General features: G+C 62.5%; 14 protein-coding genes. 9 read left to right on the top strand and 5 right to left on the bottom strand.

The features are described from left to right. The first annotated feature begins 279 nt into the window (after positions 1-279). Together FQ705_RS24580 and FQ705_RS24575 are read left to right on the top strand one after the other, a co-directional pair. Positions 280-1,971, top strand: a complete 1,692-nt coding sequence (locus FQ705_RS24580) for a sensor domain-containing diguanylate cyclase (RefSeq protein WP_144145176.1) — start codon at positions 280-282, stop codon at positions 1,969-1,971. Between the two features lie 152 nt (positions 1,972-2,123). Next, positions 2,124-2,390, top strand: coding sequence for a hypothetical protein (locus FQ705_RS24575; RefSeq protein WP_144145174.1), 267 nt, complete (start codon positions 2,124-2,126; stop codon positions 2,388-2,390). Between the two features lie 85 nt (positions 2,391-2,475). On the opposite strand, the gene FQ705_RS24570 is transcribed toward FQ705_RS24575, so the two are convergent. Together FQ705_RS24570 and FQ705_RS24565 are read right to left on the bottom strand one after the other, a co-directional pair. Then, positions 2,476-3,792, bottom strand: coding sequence for an ATP-binding protein (locus tag FQ705_RS24570; RefSeq protein ID WP_144145172.1), 1,317 nt, complete (start codon positions 3,790-3,792; stop codon positions 2,476-2,478). Then, positions 3,776-4,501, bottom strand: a complete 726-nt coding sequence (locus FQ705_RS24565) for a response regulator (RefSeq protein ID WP_012432166.1) — start codon at positions 4,499-4,501, stop codon at positions 3,776-3,778. The genes FQ705_RS24570 and FQ705_RS24565 overlap by 17 nt, the downstream gene beginning before the upstream one ends. Before the next feature lie 219 nt (positions 4,502-4,720). Here FQ705_RS24565 and FQ705_RS24560 point away from each other — a divergent pair, with 219 nt between their 5' ends. After that, on the top strand, positions 4,721-5,248 hold the full coding sequence (locus FQ705_RS24560) for a periplasmic heavy metal sensor (protein ID WP_144145170.1): 528 nt from the start codon (positions 4,721-4,723) through the stop codon (positions 5,246-5,248). Positions 5,249-5,381: 133 nt separating this feature from the next. Here FQ705_RS24560 and FQ705_RS24555 read toward each other — a convergent pair whose 3' ends face one another. Then, a complete protein-coding gene (locus FQ705_RS24555) occupies positions 5,382-6,092 on the bottom strand; it encodes a pirin family protein (RefSeq protein WP_144145168.1) in 711 nt (236 codons plus the stop codon). 463 nt (positions 6,093-6,555) lie between these two features. Here FQ705_RS24555 and FQ705_RS24550 point away from each other — a divergent pair, with 463 nt between their 5' ends. The 5 genes from FQ705_RS24550 (at position 6,556) to FQ705_RS24530 (ending at position 11,663) form a co-directional block, all read left to right on the top strand. After that, on the top strand, positions 6,556-7,332 hold the full coding sequence (locus FQ705_RS24550) for an ABC transporter substrate-binding protein (RefSeq protein WP_144145166.1): 777 nt from the start codon (positions 6,556-6,558) through the stop codon (positions 7,330-7,332). Between the two features lie 307 nt (positions 7,333-7,639). After that, a complete protein-coding gene (locus FQ705_RS24545) occupies positions 7,640-8,329 on the top strand; it encodes an ABC transporter permease (RefSeq protein ID WP_144145164.1) in 690 nt (229 codons plus the stop codon). Further along, positions 8,326-9,039 (top strand): ABC transporter permease, encoded by a 714-nt coding sequence (locus tag FQ705_RS24540; RefSeq protein ID WP_144145163.1) that lies wholly within the window; start codon positions 8,326-8,328, stop codon positions 9,037-9,039. Before FQ705_RS24545 ends, FQ705_RS24540 begins: the two co-directional genes overlap by 4 nt. A gap of 45 nt (positions 9,040-9,084) precedes the next feature. Beyond that, complete coding sequence (locus FQ705_RS24535; protein ID WP_144145161.1) at positions 9,085-9,864, top strand: ABC transporter ATP-binding protein; 780 nt, start codon at positions 9,085-9,087, stop codon at positions 9,862-9,864. A gap of 638 nt (positions 9,865-10,502) precedes the next feature. Further along, positions 10,503-11,663 (top strand): porin, encoded by a 1,161-nt coding sequence (locus FQ705_RS24530; protein WP_144145159.1) that lies wholly within the window; start codon positions 10,503-10,505, stop codon positions 11,661-11,663. Positions 11,664-11,904: 241 nt separating this feature from the next. Here FQ705_RS24530 and glnK read toward each other — a convergent pair whose 3' ends face one another. Both glnK and FQ705_RS24520 read right to left on the bottom strand, forming a co-directional pair. After that, positions 11,905-12,243 carry a P-II family nitrogen regulator gene (gene glnK, locus FQ705_RS24525; RefSeq protein WP_006048444.1) on the bottom strand — a complete coding sequence of 113 codons (339 nt, stop codon included), beginning with the start codon at positions 12,241-12,243 and terminating at the stop codon, positions 11,905-11,907. A 125-nt stretch (positions 12,244-12,368) separates the two neighbouring features. Then, positions 12,369-14,069 (bottom strand): NAD+ synthase, encoded by a 1,701-nt coding sequence (locus tag FQ705_RS24520; RefSeq protein WP_144145157.1) that lies wholly within the window; start codon positions 14,067-14,069, stop codon positions 12,369-12,371. Between the two features lie 133 nt (positions 14,070-14,202). Here FQ705_RS24520 and FQ705_RS24515 point away from each other — a divergent pair, with 133 nt between their 5' ends. Continuing rightward, on the top strand, positions 14,203-15,372 hold the full coding sequence (locus tag FQ705_RS24515; RefSeq protein WP_144145155.1) for a GNAT family N-acetyltransferase: 1,170 nt from the start codon (positions 14,203-14,205) through the stop codon (positions 15,370-15,372). The last annotated feature ends 6 nt before the right edge of the window (positions 15,373-15,378 follow it).

The following is a 15,378-nucleotide window of genomic DNA, read 5'->3' as shown; positions in this document are numbered from 1 at the left end:
GGCCGCCGAGGCCATCCGGAAAACCCGTACAGCCATTAAGAAACCGCTTCGACTGCCGTTAGGAATCTGATGAGCGCGGCTGCCGCGCTTCGCATTCCCGCAATAACGATAGCGTCTGGCCCCATGACGGTTAAAATCAGGACTCGACGCACCGTGAGCGGCTTACCCCGGGCCGCGGCGGCGGCGCAAAGCCAGCCGCTTCGATAAGGGCGACACAGCGCCAGCGCGCTGCCACGAATGAGCTAGTTGCATGTCACAGCCAGACGGATCAGAGGGTCGATGAACAGGACAACCTTGCGCCAGGCAACCGGACCGATCTGCTTCGCGCTGATCGTGCTGGTCTGCTGGTTCGTGGCCGGCATGGTCGCGGACCGGATGGTACAGCAAGAGCTGGACGCGGCCCTGCGGGCGCAGCGGCAGATGTCCACGTCGATCGTCGACAACATGGCCGAAGTGATCGCCAGCGACCTCGCCATGTCTCGCGCCATCCCCGCAACCATGGCCGAAATGGATGTGGTCCAGCATGCTCTGGTGCAATCCCAGAATTATGCCGTGAACAACGAGGCGGCGGAACCCGCCCTGCGCACCGCCTTGCTGAAAGATCCGCAGATGACCGCGGTAAGCAACTTCCTGCACGACGCCCAAGGCTTTTCCGGTCTCGACCAGATCTGGCTCGTCAACGCCAATGGCATCTGCGTGGCGTCGAGCAACTCCATCAATAATCCGCAGGCGGCCGATCGTTCCTTCGTGGGCGTTGACATGCGCACGCGCGGCTATCTGACCAACGCGCTGCTCGGCGCCTTTTCGGAAGCCTACGGCGTGGGCCGCTCGAGTGGCGAGCCGGGCATCTTCATCGCCGCGCCGGCTTACGCCGACGGCATGCTGGTCGGCGCGGTGATCGCCAAAGTCGGCATCGCGCGCTTGCGCCACTGGGTCGCCCATGCCGGCACATTCGTCGCCGATGAGAACGGCGTCATCATCATGGCGCACAACAGCGAACTGGAAGGCCACGCGCTGCCCAACTCGCATGTGACGAAGATGAGCCCGGACGAACGCCAGGTCACCTACCGTCGCGAGGCTTTCCCCGACATCCGCATTCAGGTCGACACGCGCTTGCGCGAACAGGCGCCGTGGGTGCCGGCAACGGTCGCCGATCAACTGTTCGGCATGACCGAACAGCCGATGCCTTCGCTCTATCAGTCGCGCGGCGGCCTGAACTCCGGGCTGTCCGCCCATCTGGTCGATCCGCTCGCAGCGTGGCCCGAGTTGCTGCGCAATCACAAGCGCGATCATTTGCTGGTGTTCCTGACACTGGCCGGCACGGTCGCGCTGGCGTGGGTGATCACGGTGTCGTATGTGCGCGAGCGGCGTCACCATCGCGCCACGCGCGATCTCGCCGAACAGTTGCAGTCGGCCAATACGCTGCTCTCGGCCGAGGCGCGCCATGACGCGCTGACCGGCGCGTTGTCGCGGCGCTACTTTCTCGATTTGCTGCGCCATGAAATCGAGCGCGCGCACGCGGGCAACCAGCCGCTGTGCATGGCGATCGCCGACCTCGACCATTTCAAGCAGATCAACGACCGCTTCGGCCACGCGGCCGGCGACCGCGCGCTCGAACACTTCGTCGACACCTGCCGCGCCGAACTGCGCGGCGCGGATGCGATCGGCCGGCTCGGCGGCGAAGAGTTCGGCCTGCTCCTGCCCGCTACGGATCTGGTGGCGGGACGCGAAGTGGTCGAACGCTTGCGGCTGCGCCTGAAGGCGATGCCGTCGCCCAAACTGCCGGCCTCGGTAGGGTTGAGCGTGAGCATCGGCATCACCGAACTGTCGCCCGACGATCTGCCCGAGCGGATCATGAGCCGGGCCGACACCGCCCTGTACGCCGCAAAAACGGGCGGCCGCGATCGCATCGAAGCCCTGCCGCCCGACGACACCGCGCCGCCCGCGCGCACGGTCGCAAACGTCTGGTGACACGCTTGCCGGCGCGCGCGCAAGACAGGCGCGCCGCGCAGCACGCTAGCTGACTCAACGCAAAAGCACCCACGGGCTTCCCGCAATGAAGCAGGTATGATCGACCCTGATAGATATCGAGGTTGCCGCTACTGCTTTAACGGGAGATTCGCATGAAGGGAAATCTGGTGATTGTCTGTCGCGATCAGGATGCTGACGCGTTCGACCATCTGCTGGCCGAATATGGCGCGTTCCAGACGCGCCTGTCGTCTACGGCGTGGTATCTGAAACTGGAAGTGGCGCCGGAGTTGATTCAGGAGGAAATCCTGGCCCGTCTCGGCAAGTACACCACGCACTATATTTTCGAAGCCGAAACGGTGACGTGGAATACGGTGGACGGCGATGCGGCGAATGCGCTGAACACGCTGTTCTCGGACTGACTGAAGCACTGCGTTCCGCACCTCGCAGCGGAACGCAAAGGCGGCGCAGACGCTCCCCGAGCGCGCTGCCCGCCTCTTTCGAACCCTACCAGACGCTTTCCGACACTGCCGCGACACGCGGCACCGACTCGAACGGGAAGCTCATCAACACGCGCAAGCCACGACCGTCGTGGTTGCCGATTTCCCACTCGCCGCCCGCACGCCGCACCAGCCGCTCGACGATCGCGAGCCCAAGACCGCTATGCCCGTTGCCGCCGCGTGCCGGGTCGAGCCGCACGAACGGACGACTGGCGTTGATGAGGTCTTGCGCGGCGATACCGCTGCCGTTGTCGCTGACGGAAAGCGTGAAACCTTGTGAAGTGCGCGCCGTGGCGACGACCACCGGCGGCGCGCCGTAGGCGTGGGCGTTGTCGAGCAGATTCGACAGAACCCGGTCTAGCGTGGCGGCCGGCAACAGGAACGCCGAACCTGCGTGCAACTCGGTCAGCACCGTGGGCCCTCCCGCGTTCACCGCGCGATAGCTGCGCACGACCCGCTCGCATTGCGCGTCCACTTCGACGGCTTCGCTGCGATCGGCGCCATCGTGCGCGAACACCAGAAACTGTTCGACGATGTGCGTCATGGAATCGACGTCGCGCACCACGCCGTCGCGCATCTTGACTTCTTCCATCATCTCGGCGCGCAGGCGCAAGCGTGCAAGCGGCGTTTTCAGATCGTGTGCGACGCCCGCCAGCATCACCGCGCGATCGTTTTCCGTGCGTGCCACTTCCTGCACCATCTGATTGAAACCGTGCGTGAGCTGGCGCAATTCGCGCGGACCGCGCTCGGGCACCGGCGGCACCGGTAGACCTCGGCCGAAACGCGTCACCGCCTGGGCGAGCGAGCGCAAGGGCTGCTGCAGAGCCCATGCGGCAAACAGCGCCGCCATCACCGCGAACGAGAAAATAATGGCGAGCCACAGCACCGTGCGATCGAGCGAACGCGGCGTTCGCAGCGGCTGCACCGGCACGACGATCCAGCTGCGATCGGACGTGCCGCGCACCCATAGCGCCGGCGGATGACCGGGCAAGCCCGCGCGCACCTGCGTGCCGGACGGCATGCGATCGCGCACGTCTTCGATGAAACGTTCGAGCGGCGGCGGCAAATCGGCGTTTTCCGGCGGCACTTCAGGGCTCGCCGGATCGACCAGCTTGACGCGCGACGGCAACGGCTGGTCCGGCGTGTGAGCCACGTGCTGACGCACTGCGTCGACGAGGAAGGTGGCTTCTTCGACGGCGTAGCGCGTTTGCAGCTGGGTGCGCTCGAGACGCATGAGCGCGTACCACGCGAAATGCGATAACAGCAGAACCGCGACGACTAGCAGCGCCAGCCGACCAAACAGGGAATCAATGGGCCGGCGCATGCTGTTCGCCATCGGGCACGAACACGTAACCGCGGCCGCGCACCGTTTGAATGAAGCGCGGCGTGGACGGATCGGTTTCGAGGATACGGCGCAGACGCCACACCTGCACGTCGATGCCACGGTCGGTGCCGTCGTATTCGGGACCGTGCAGCAGTTCGAGCAGGCGCTCGCGTGTGAGCGTGCGCATCGGGTGGTTGACGAAAATCTTCAGCAGCGCGAATTCGCTGCCCGACAGCGTGAGCGGCTTGTCTTCCAGATGCAGCGTGCGTGACTGGAAATCCAGCGTGAAGCGGCCGAAGTTGAACGGCTCGCGCTGTTCCGGCGCCGCGGCGGACGGCAGCGTACGGCGGCGGCGCAGCACCGCCTGCACGCGCGCCAGCAACTCGCGCGGATTGAACGGCTTGCCGAGGTAATCGTCCGCGCCGAGTTCCAGACCGACGATACGGTCGACGTCGTCGGCACGCGCGGTGAGCATGATCACGGGAATGTCGTCGCCCGACGCGCGCAGCTTGCGCAGCGCCGTGAGCCCGTCCACGCCCGGCATCATCAGATCGAGCACGATCAGATCCGGACGCTCGCGCTCCAGCCGGCGCTCGAGCGAGCCCGCGTCGTGCAGCACCGAGACTTCGATGCCCTGACGGGCCAGATAGTCGCGCAGCAGATCGCGCAATTCGACGTCGTCGTCGACAACAAGTATTTGAGTAGCCATGGGATGAAGTTTAACGCGCAGCTGAAAGGGTTTTAGTTTCCGAACCGGGCACAAGGGTTACCGGGTGTTACGGTGAAAGGCGCACGTAATGACCCGTAATAGCCGCATCCGGCCACGTAACACAGCGCGAGGCGCAGTTCTCTACGCTGTGTCTTACCGAATGCAGGCCGTCCTCGTTACCGGTTGCATCGTCGGCTATTCCATTACAAGGAGCCTTACATGTCCACCAAAAAGATGTCGCGCGTTCTCGCCGTTGCCGCCACCGCCCTCGCCATCGGCGCAGGCGCCGCTTATGCCGCTCAGCCCGCCAGCCATGGCGGCCCCGGCGGCTGGCACGGCCACTTCATGCAGCAGCTCACGCAACTGCACGATCAGCTGAAGCTCAACCCGGACCAGGAAAAGCAGTGGCAGGCGGCGCTCGACACCATGAAGCAGAACCATGAAGCCATGCACGCCAATCACCAGCAGATCAAGGACCAGTTCAAGGCGGCGCAGCAACAGCCTATTCTGGACCTGAACGCGATGGCCGCGGCGCATCAGCAGGTCGAGCAGAAAGACACGCAATTGCGCCAGCAAACCACCGATGCCTGGCTCAAGTTCTACAACGGCTTGAACGATCAGCAGAAGACCACCGTCAGCACGGCGCTGAAGCAGCGCTTTGCCAGGATGGAACAGCGTCACGAGAAGATGCAGGATCGCTGGCAGCATCATAAAGGCGCGGCTTCGGCGCCTGCCGCTAATCAGTAAGCGGTGCTGCGAATGCAAAAACGCCACGGAATTTTCCGTGGCGTTTTTGTTTGCCCTTCGCGATTGACGTGGTGCGAGGCTGGGTCGTTGCGGCTTCAACCAATGCGGCCAAGGTCGGCGATCGCGCGCCTGGCTAGCTGTTCAACTGTCCCAGATCGAACAGCAGCACTTCGGCGTTGTCGCCCTTTTCGAGCGTGACCGTATCGGTTTCGCTGAGCTTGGCGGCGTCGCCAGCATGCAGCATTTCGCCGTTGACGGTCACCGCGCCGCGCGCCACGTGCACATAGGCGAGCCGTCCTTGCGGCAACGCAAAGGTGGCCTGCTCCGCGCCGTCGAGCAGCCCCGCGTAGATCGATGCGTCCGCATGAATCGTCACCGATCCGTCGCGGCCGTCGGGTGACGCGACCACCCGCAGGCGGCCGCGCTTGTCGGCGTCGTCGAAACGTTTTTCCTCGTAGCCGGGCTGGTCGCCCGTGCGTTGCGGAATCACCCAGATCTGCAGCAGATGCGCGCTGTCGTCCTGCGAGGCGTTGAATTCGCTGTGCATCACGCCCGTGCCGGCGCTCATGCGCTGCACGTCGCCGGGACGGATGGTCGAGCCGTTACCCATGTTGTCGCGGTGCGCGAGCGCGCCGTCGAGCACGTAGGTAACAATCTCCATGTCGCGGTGGCCGTGCGTGCCGAAACCCTGGCCACCGGCGATGCGGTCTTCGTTGATCACGCGCAACGGGCCGAAATGCACGTGCTGCGGATCGCGGTAGTCGGCGAAGGAAAAGCTGTGATACGAGTCGAGCCAGCCGTGGTTGGCGTGGCCCCGTTCTGCAGAGCGGCGAATCTCGATCATGGCGGTACTCCGGTAAGCAAATTGCGATGCAGTGAATGTATGGCCACAGGCCGCACTAAACAATCCGCACCGGCGCACCGGATCGTTTCATAAATCCGCTTAATCTGGCCGCCGGGCAGGATGGGCTACGTCGAAAGCCATGACGGCGCCCGGCATCGAACCGGTATCGCGCTCATGCCGCTCTGGCATTGGCCGGGCGTCGCGCTGGAACAACGCCCACACCCGCGAGTTGCCGATCGCCCGCGCCCTGGACTGGCGCCTCGTCCCTGTTCGGGTAAAATACCGCGCTTTTCAAGACACGTGGGCGCAGATGGCGCTCCGGCGGCCTTGCCGAGGCGGGTTGACGGCAGGGCGCGCCCACGCGGTGCAACAATTTTGACCGCCTAGAATAGCGACGGCCGGCCACGAGCCGGTGGTCGTCGAGATCGGCAGACCACGACGATCAGTTTGATCCAGGAGAAACATGAAGAAGCTCGCACTGTGCGTGGCCCTTGCGGTCGTGGCCACCGGCGCGATGGCGAAAGAGTGGAAGACCGTGCGCATCGGCGTCGACGCGAGCTATCCGCCGTTCGAATCGGTCGCGCCCAACGGGCAGGTGGTCGGCTTCGATGCCGACCTGACCCACGCGCTCTGCGCCAGGATGAACGTCAAGTGCGTCTGGGTCCAGCAGGACCTCGACGGCATCATTCCGGCGCTCAAGGGCAAGAAATTCGACGCGATCGTGTCGTCCCTGACCATCACGGACAAGCGCCGCGAGCAGATCGATTTCTCCGACAAGCTGTTCGACGCCCCGGCGCGCATGATCGCGAGGACCGGTTCGCCGCTCCTGCCGACGGCAGCGTCGTTGAAAGGCAAGAACGTCGGCGTCGAGCAGGGCTCGACTCAGGAAGCCTATGCCAAAGCCTGGTGGGAGCCCAACGGCGTGACGGTGGTGACTTATCAGAATCAGGATCAGGTGTACGCCGACCTCGCCGCGGGACGCCTCGACGCCGCCTTGCAGGATGAAGTGCAAGCCGACGCCGGTTTCCTGAAGACGCCGCGCGGCAAGGGCTTCGCCTGGGCCGGTCCGGAAGTGAAGGACCCGAAGACGATCGGCGAAGGCACGGCAATCGGCCTGCGCAAGGAAGACGCCGATCTGAAGGCGATGTTCAATCAGGCGCTGGCACAGGTTCATCAGGACGGCACGTTCAGGAAGATCGAGAAGCAGTACTTCGACTTCGACATTTATCCTGGACATTGAGCGGAACACCCGGCCGGGCACCGAGCCGAACCACGAGCCCGGCACCAGGCAGCACCACGAAACTCGGGGCACGCCCGCATGGGCTTTCCCGGGGCTTCGTAATACAGTCCGCAGTAGATTCAAACCCGCTTCACCACGAGACTCGAAAAGCGCGCTGCAAGACCGGTAACGGCCATGCAGTCATGATTTGCACAGCGGTGCGCTGTGCGCCGCCGGTCACAGCGAGCCTTGGGCTCGCGGTAAAACGCGGTGCAGAGCTGGCCGCGTCTTTCGCGGTGTGTCACGCGCACATCGTCGAGGACCCCCTATGTTCCTTCAAGGCTACGGCCCGCTGCTTCTCAACGGCACCTGGCAAACCGTCAAACTGGCGGTGTTGTCACTGGCGTTCGCTTTCGTGCTGGGCCTGCTCGGCGCAGCGGCGAAACTGTCAAAGAACCGCTTCTCCCACGGAGTCGGCACGGTCTACACGACGCTCGTGCGCGGCGTGCCCGATCTGGTGCTGATGCTGCTGCTGTTCTATAGCATCCAGATCTGGCTGAACAACCTCACCGACCTGCTCGGTTGGGATCAGATCGACATCGATCCGTTCGTGGCCGGCGTCGCGGTGCTCGGCTTCATCTACGGCGCGTACTTCACCGAAACCTTCCGTGGCGCGTTTCTCGCGGTGCCGCGCGGCCAGCTCGAAGCGGGCGCGGCCTACGGCATGACCGGCTGGCAGGTGTTCACGCGCATCATGTTCCCGCAGATGATGCGCTTCGCGCTGCCCGGCATCGGCAATAACTGGCAGGTGATGGTCAAGGCCACGGCGCTCGTGTCGATCATCGGTCTGGCCGACGTCGTCAAGGCTTCGCAGGACGCCGGCAAGGGCACGCTGCGCTTCTTCTTTTTCACCCTGCTCGCCGGGGCGATCTATCTCGTCATCACCACAGTGTCCAACTTCGTGCTGATGTACCTCGAAAAGCGTTACTCGACTGGCGTGCGAAAGGCGGATCTATGATCGAGATCATTCAGGAATACTGGCGCAACTATCTGTATACGGACGGCTACCGCCTCACCGGCGTCGTCATCACGTTGTGGCTGCTGGTGGTGTCGATCGGGCTCGGCTTCTGCCTGTCGATTCCATTGGCCGTAGCGCGCGTGTCGAAGAAGAAGTGGCTCTCGCGTCTGGTCTGGCTGTATACGTACGTGTTTCGCGGCACGCCGCTTTACGTGCAACTGCTGCTTTGCTACACGGGGCTGTACAGCCTCGAGGTGATTCGCAATCACGTTCTGACCAACGCGTTCTTCCGCGACGGCATGCACTGCACGCTGCTTGCCTTCACGCTGAACACCTGCGCGTACACCACCGAGATTTTCGCCGGCGCCATCAAGGCAACGCCGTATGGCGAAATCGAAGCGGCGCGCGCGTACGGCATGTCGTCGTTCACGCTGTACCGCCGCGTGATTCTGCCGTCGGCGCTGCGGCGCGCGCTGCCCTATTACAGCAACGAAGTGATCCTGATGCTGCACGCCACGACCGTCGCATTCACCGCGACCGTGCCGGACATCCTCAAGATCGCGCGCGACGTGAACTCCGCGACCTATCAGTCGTTCAACGCGTTCGGCATCGCCGCCCTGCTCTATCTGTGCATTTCGTTTGCGCTCGTGTGGCTGTTCCGCCGCGCCGAGCACCGCTGGCTCGCTTACCTGCGCCCGCAAGGCAAGTAACCGGCGCCCCGCGCCCTCAGCGAGCAAGCACGCTTAAGGATTCCGATGAACACCAAGAAGCAAAAGCTCTTCGTCGACGAGCTTCACAAACAGTATGGCGATAACGAAGTCCTCAAGGGCGTCTCGCTGAAGGCCAATGCCGGCGACGTGATCAGCGTGATCGGTTCGTCCGGTTCGGGTAAGAGCACGATGCTTCGTTGCATCAACTTTCTCGAGCAGCCGAACTCGGGGCGCATCTTCGTCGACGGCGAAGAAGTGCGCACGCAGATCGGCAAGCACGGTGCGCTGCGCGTGTCCGACCCGAAACAGTTGCAACGCGTGCGCACCAAGCTGTCGATGGTGTTCCAGCACTTCAACCTGTGGTCGCACATGAACGTGCTCGAGAACATCATCGAGGCGCCGATCAACGTGCTGGGTCTGAAGCGCAAGGAGGCCGAAGAGCGGGCGCGCGAATACCTCGAGAAGGTCGGGCTCGCGCCGCGTCTGGAGAAGCAGTATCCGTCGCATCTGTCGGGCGGCCAGCAGCAGCGCGTGGCCATCGCGCGCGCATTGGCGATGCACCCGGACGTGATGCTGTTCGACGAGCCGACTTCGGCACTCGACCCCGAACTGGTCGGCGAAGTCCTCAAGGTCATGCAGACGCTCGCCGAAGAAGGCCGCACGATGATCGTGGTCACCCACGAAATGGCGTTTGCGCGCAACGTGTCGAATCACGTGATGTTCCTGCACCAGGGCCGCGTGGAAGAAGAAGGTCATCCTGACGAAGTATTCAGGAACACGCGCAGCGAACGTCTCAAGCAATTCCTGTCCGGCAGCCTGAAATAAACGCGATGTGTCGAGGCTACTAGTAATAGCCCTCGGCAAGACCGACAGACTATTAGTAATAGCCCAGCATTTGGGCTGTAGTTAAAGTAGTATTACAGGGCGCTTACGAGCGCCCTTTTTTGTTTCGCTCACCTGCCTATTTCGGCCTTTTCGGCCGCGAAACCGCCATCCGCGCGGCCCCTTACCCCGCCTTTCCGCCCTACTCTGCCGCGTTTGAAGCGTCAATAGTGGCAATCCTTAACGTGGCTGCATCTGATCCGTGATTCCCTTGTCGCATAAGGCTTTTCGCGCTTTTTTGGGATGTTGCAACGGGTCGTTGCGCACATTCGTATTGCAATTTGGAGACACCGTCCGAGGCGGGTACTAATTTCTTCTCCCAGCGAAGTGTATTTTTGATAAATTAGTAACCAAAGTAGCAAAACAAAGTTGATTAAAAGTAGTTTCACTTCAAAGCACAGAGGAGAACCGGTCGGCGAGGGATCGGCATGACGACCAGATAGCCCCAAGGCTACCCGTCACGGCAGGAGACCCAATCCACCCGCTAATCTCCCTGGTACCGATTTCTGTTCGGGGCTGCTGGCATCCGAGCACCATTCGCAGTACTGGGTTTCACTTTTTGACAGGGTATGGAGGAGAAGATGAAGAAAGCTTTGCTCGCCGCTGCGCTGATGACAGCCGGTGTTGTTGCGCACGCCCAAAGCAGCGTGACGCTGTACGGCCGCCTTGACGCTGGCCTTGAGTATATGTCGGGCGTTCCCGAGGGCAAAAACGCAAACGGTCAGGCAACGGGCAGCACGAACCGTTTCCGCGCGGAAAGCGGCGACTGGGGTACCAGCCTGTGGGGTATGAAGGGCGTTGAGGACATCGGTGGCGGCACCAAGGTCCTGTTCCAGTTGGAAGGCTCCTTCAACACCATGACGGGTGCAGGCCCTGGCGGTGGCGGTCTCTTCAATCGTTGGGCAACTGTTGGCCTGTCGAACGACGCATACGGTACGTTCACGATGGGCCGCATGCTGTACATCTCGAACGGCGTGTGGGACTTCGATCCGTTCGGTCAATCGAACTGGTCGTCGGCATCGCTGGTGCGTGGCCGCAACTGGCCGCAATCGAGCAACAACTTCGCGTACCAGTCGCCGAAGATCGCAGGCTTTGACTTCTACGGTCAATATGCCCTGTCGAACGCAACGAACTGGAACGGCAACGGCACGACCCCGCAAGGCCGTGAAGCTGGCGCACAAGTCACGTACACGAACTCGCTGTTCCAGGTTCGCGGTATTTACGACGAAATCCGCAACCCGGGTAACGGCATGCTGTACGGTGCAAACGTGCCTATCACCGATCCGGCTAACACGAACAACATCGCCACGGGCGTGTTCGCAGCATCGCGCGAATACTCGGCTCTCGTGAACGTGTTCCTTGGCCAGTTCAAGATTCAAGGCGCTTACCAGGCTATCCGTTCGGCAGGTGCAACCGGCGCTTTGCCGGGCACGCCGACCACCCTCGACCACGAATGGGGTGGCGTGACGTGGCAAGCAACGCCGGCAGCAGCACTGATCGCAGCGGTGTACCACGTCAATGGCAACAACGGCGCGGGCAACGCAACGATCTACACGATCGGCGGTTCGTACAACCTGTCCAAGCGCACGCTGCTGGACATCCAGTTGGCGACGGCACGCAACAGCAAGACGGCTAACTTCGGCCTGAATGCTGACAACGCCGGCACGGCGACCGCAACGGACAACCCGCTGCAAGGTCACCAACAGTCGGGCGTGTACGCAGGTATTCAACACTCGTTCTAATCGAACGACGCCCCGAGGAAGCTTTCTTCGGGGCGTAGTCAAAAGACTTCAAGAGAATCTTTTTCACGCTGCTGCGAGAGGCGCGTATCGGTGCGATGTCCGAAAGGGTATCGCACCGTTTTTTATTTTGGGCGCACGGTTTTCTGATTGCCTCAAGCGCACCGGCGCGGTGCATTCAAGGCTTTTTCGTGGGACTGATTAGACCGGCGGCCCTGCTTCTATATCGACGAATCAAGGTGCTTCAAACGGCTGCTTCGTTTTCTTCGCCGGTCCGGATGCGGATCACACGCTCCACGTCCGCGACGAAGATCTTGCCGTCGCCGATCTTGCCCGTGCGCGCCGCGCCGATGATTGCGTCGATCACCTGATCGCACTGGTTATCGGCCACCACCACTTCGATCTTCACTTTCGGCAGAAAGTCGACCACGTACTCTGCACCACGATAGAGCTCGGTATGACCTTTCTGACGACCAAAGCCTTTGACTTCGGTAACGGTCAGACCCGTGAGGCCGACTTCAGCGAGCGCCTCGCGCACTTCGTCGAGTTTGAACGGTTTGATGACTGCAGTGATGCGTTTCATGGCGAACCTCGTCTCGTGACTGGAAGAGTGAAAGGAAATTGGATGATTTTTATTCTACGCCGCGCCGGATGCATTGCGGCAATCCGGCGCGTGCTGCAATTGAGTCCGCAGAGCTTTGCTGCGGCTCACTCCACCGGTTCGGTGTAGCGCGACGTGATCGGATAACGCCAGTCGCGGCCGAACGCGCGATGCGTGACGCGAATGCCGATCGGTGCCTGACGTCGCTTGTATTCGTTGATCTTGATGAGGCGCGTGACGCGTTTCACGTCGTCCACCGCGTAGCCCGCCGCGATGATTTCGGCAAGCGAGCGGTCCTCTTCCATGTACATGCGCATGATGGCGTCGAGCACTTCGTACTCGGGCAAGCTGTCCTGGTCGGTCTGGTTCTCGCGCAGCTCGGCGGAAGGCGCGCGCGTCAGAATCCGCATGGGGATGACGTCCTGCTTCTCGAACGTAGTGGCCTGATTGCGGTAGTGGCACAGCTTGTACACGAGCGTCTTGGCGATGTCCTTGATGACCGCGAAGCCGCCGGCCATGTCGCCGTAAAGCGTGCAATAGCCCACCGCCATTTCGCTCTTGTTGCCGGTGGTCAGCACGATCGAGCCGAACTTGTTCGACAGCGCCATCAGCAAGGTGCCGCGAATGCGGGCCTGGATATTCTCTTCGGTGGCGTCTTCGGCGCGGCCGGCGAACTCGTCGGCGAGCGCGCCGCGGAACGCGTCGAACATCGGCGCGATCGCAATTTCGTCGTAGCGCACGCCGACGCGGCGGGCCATCTCGGCGGCGTCGGTGGTGGAGATGTCGGCGGTGTAGCGCGAGGGCATCATCACCGCGCGCACGCGCTCGGCGCCGAGCGCGTCGCAGGCGACGGCCAGCACCAGCGCCGAATCCACGCCGCCCGACAAGCCGATCAAGGCGCCTGGAAAACCGTTCTTGTTGATGTAGTCGCGCACGCCCATCACGAGCGCGGCATACACCTGCGCTTCGAGCGAGAGTTCCGGCGCGATCGACGCAAGCACCGGCTTGCCGCCGTCGAACTCGACGATCGCGGTGGCTTCCTCGAACTGCGGCATCTTCGCGACGAGTTCGCCCTGCGCGTCGAGCACGAACGAGCCGCCGTCGAACACGAGTTCGTCCTGTGCGCCGACCATGTTCACGTAGACCATCGGCAGACCGGTCTCGCGAATGCGTGCACGCAAAATGTCGAAGCGCACCGCTTCCTTGTTCAGGTGATACGGCGAGCCGTTCGGAATCAGCAGCACTTGCGCGCCCGCCGCCTTCGCCATTTGCGCCGCCGACGCATGCCATGCGTCCTCGCAAATCACCACGCCGTATTTCACGCCGTCCAGTTCGAACACGAACGGCTGCGGGTCCGACGCGAAGTAGCGCTTCTCGTCGAACACTTCGGTGTTGGGCAGATCCTGCTTGCGATACGTGCCGACCACCACGCCGTCGACGATCAACGAGGCCGCGTTGAAGGTGTCCACCGGAGGCACGCCGCGCTCGATTGGCGCGTTTGCATTACCATGGCCGTGCGCTACGCTGTGAGTCGACTCGCGCAACGGATGGCCGACGATCACGTGCAAGCCTGCGAAAGGCTTCAGTTGCGTGGCGAGGTCAGTCAGCGCGGCAGCGCTCGCGGTGTAAAACGCGGGACGCAGCAGCAGATCTTCGGGCGGATAGCCGGATAGCGCGAGTTCAGGCGCGATTAGCAGCTTCGCACCATCGTTGTGCGCGGCGCGCGCGGCCTCGACGATCTTCGCGGCATTGCCGGCGAAGTCGCCGACGGTGACATTGATTTGAGCAAGAGCGATTCGGGTCTTCATGGCAGGATCGGCAGGCAAGCCAGACAGCTTGCGAGTACCGTGGCTGGTGAGCACGACGGCAACGGACAAATCGGATTAACGAACGACGCGGTGCTGATAGCCCTGCGCCGCTCATTGGGAACAGTCACACAGATTGAACCAGGAACGCTTTGATTATCGCACGGGCATTCTGGCGTCGCCCTCCGAGGTAGACGCCGCTGAATGGAACGCCCTCCTCGCGCAGCAGTCGCAGCCCACGCCGTTTCTGCGGCACGAGTTTTTGAGCGCCCTGCATGCGACCCGTTGCGCGGTCGCCGATACCGGCTGGGCGCCGCAATTCGTCACGCTGACCGACCCACGCACGGACAAGCTCGCGGCCGCCGCACCGGTGTATCTCAAGGGACACTCGTACGGCGAATACGTGTTCGATTGGGCCTGGGCCGACGCCTACAAGCGCAACGGCCTGCCCTACTACCCCAAGCTGTTATGCGCGGTGCCGTTCACGCCGGTGCAAGGCAATCGCCTGCTCTCGGCGGATACGCACGCGCTACGCCATCTTGCGGCCACGCTGATGGCGTTTGCCGAGCAGGCCGACGTGTCGTCGTTGCATGTGCTGTTTCCCACCGAAGCGGAAGGGAACGCGCTCACCGACATGGGCATGATGCAGCGCGAAGGCGTGCAGTTTCACTGGCTCAACGACGGCTATCGCGACTTCGAGGATTTCCTCTCCACGCTCGAACAGAAGAAGCGCAAGAACATTCGCGCCGAGCGTCGCAAGGTGCAGGAAGCGGGCGTCACGATGCGCCGGATTCGCGGCGAAGACATCCAGGACGCCGACTGGCGGTTCTTCAGCAAGTGCTATCGGCAGACCTATCGCGAGCATTTTTCGAGTCCGTATCTGAACCTCGATTTCTTTCGCATGATCGGCGCGTCGATGCCGGAAAATCTCCTGCTCGTGATTGCCGAATACGAGGGCAAGCCGATCGCCAGTTCGCTCGTGGTGTACCAGCGCGACGCGAAAACCGGCGGTACGCTGTACGGACGCTACTGGGGCGCACTGGAACACGTGCCGTGCCTGCACTTCGAAACCGCGTACTACCAGCCGCTCGAATTCTGCATCGAGGAAAAGCTCGGCGTGTTCGAAGGCGGCGCGCAAGGCGAGCACAAGATGGCGCGCGGTTTCTTGCCCACCGTCACGCGCTCGGCGCACTGGCTCGCACATCCGGCTTTCGCGGATGCGGTCGGCCACTTCCTCGACAACGAAAAGAACAGCATCCACGCCTACGTGGACGAGCTGCGCGAACACAATCCGTTCAAAGGCTGAAGCGCA

This window comes from Paraburkholderia sp. BCC1884, assembly GCF_900996225.1.
Lineage (GTDB): Bacteria > Pseudomonadota > Gammaproteobacteria > Burkholderiales > Burkholderiaceae > Paraburkholderia.
This window is presented reverse-complemented; position numbering and strand designations above follow the sequence as displayed.

Excerpts from the sequence above, each read along its gene's own strand:
- FQ705_RS24565 (WP_012432166.1), bottom strand. The coding sequence starts at position 4,501 with ATGGCTACTCAAATACTTGTTGTCGACGACGACGTCGAATTGCGCGAT.
- FQ705_RS24520 (WP_144145157.1), bottom strand. The coding sequence starts at position 14,069 with ATGAAGACCCGAATCGCTCTTGCTCAAATCAATGTCACCGTCGGCGAC.
- FQ705_RS24580 (WP_144145176.1), top strand. The coding sequence starts at position 280 with ATGAACAGGACAACCTTGCGCCAGGCAACCGGACCGATCTGCTTCGCG.
- FQ705_RS24540 (WP_144145163.1), top strand. The coding sequence starts at position 8,326 with ATGATCGAGATCATTCAGGAATACTGGCGCAACTATCTGTATACGGAC.
- FQ705_RS24550 (WP_144145166.1), top strand. The coding sequence starts at position 6,556 with ATGAAGAAGCTCGCACTGTGCGTGGCCCTTGCGGTCGTGGCCACCGGC.
- FQ705_RS24530 (WP_144145159.1), top strand. The coding sequence starts at position 10,503 with ATGAAGAAAGCTTTGCTCGCCGCTGCGCTGATGACAGCCGGTGTTGTT.
- FQ705_RS24560 (WP_144145170.1), top strand. The coding sequence starts at position 4,721 with ATGTCCACCAAAAAGATGTCGCGCGTTCTCGCCGTTGCCGCCACCGCC.
- FQ705_RS24575 (WP_144145174.1), top strand. The coding sequence starts at position 2,124 with ATGAAGGGAAATCTGGTGATTGTCTGTCGCGATCAGGATGCTGACGCG.
- glnK (WP_006048444.1), bottom strand. The coding sequence starts at position 12,243 with ATGAAACGCATCACTGCAGTCATCAAACCGTTCAAACTCGACGAAGTG.
- FQ705_RS24555 (WP_144145168.1), bottom strand. The coding sequence starts at position 6,092 with ATGATCGAGATTCGCCGCTCTGCAGAACGGGGCCACGCCAACCACGGC.
- FQ705_RS24535 (WP_144145161.1), top strand. The coding sequence starts at position 9,085 with ATGAACACCAAGAAGCAAAAGCTCTTCGTCGACGAGCTTCACAAACAG.
- FQ705_RS24570 (WP_144145172.1), bottom strand. The coding sequence starts at position 3,792 with ATGCGCCGGCCCATTGATTCCCTGTTTGGTCGGCTGGCGCTGCTAGTC.
- FQ705_RS24545 (WP_144145164.1), top strand. The coding sequence starts at position 7,640 with ATGTTCCTTCAAGGCTACGGCCCGCTGCTTCTCAACGGCACCTGGCAA.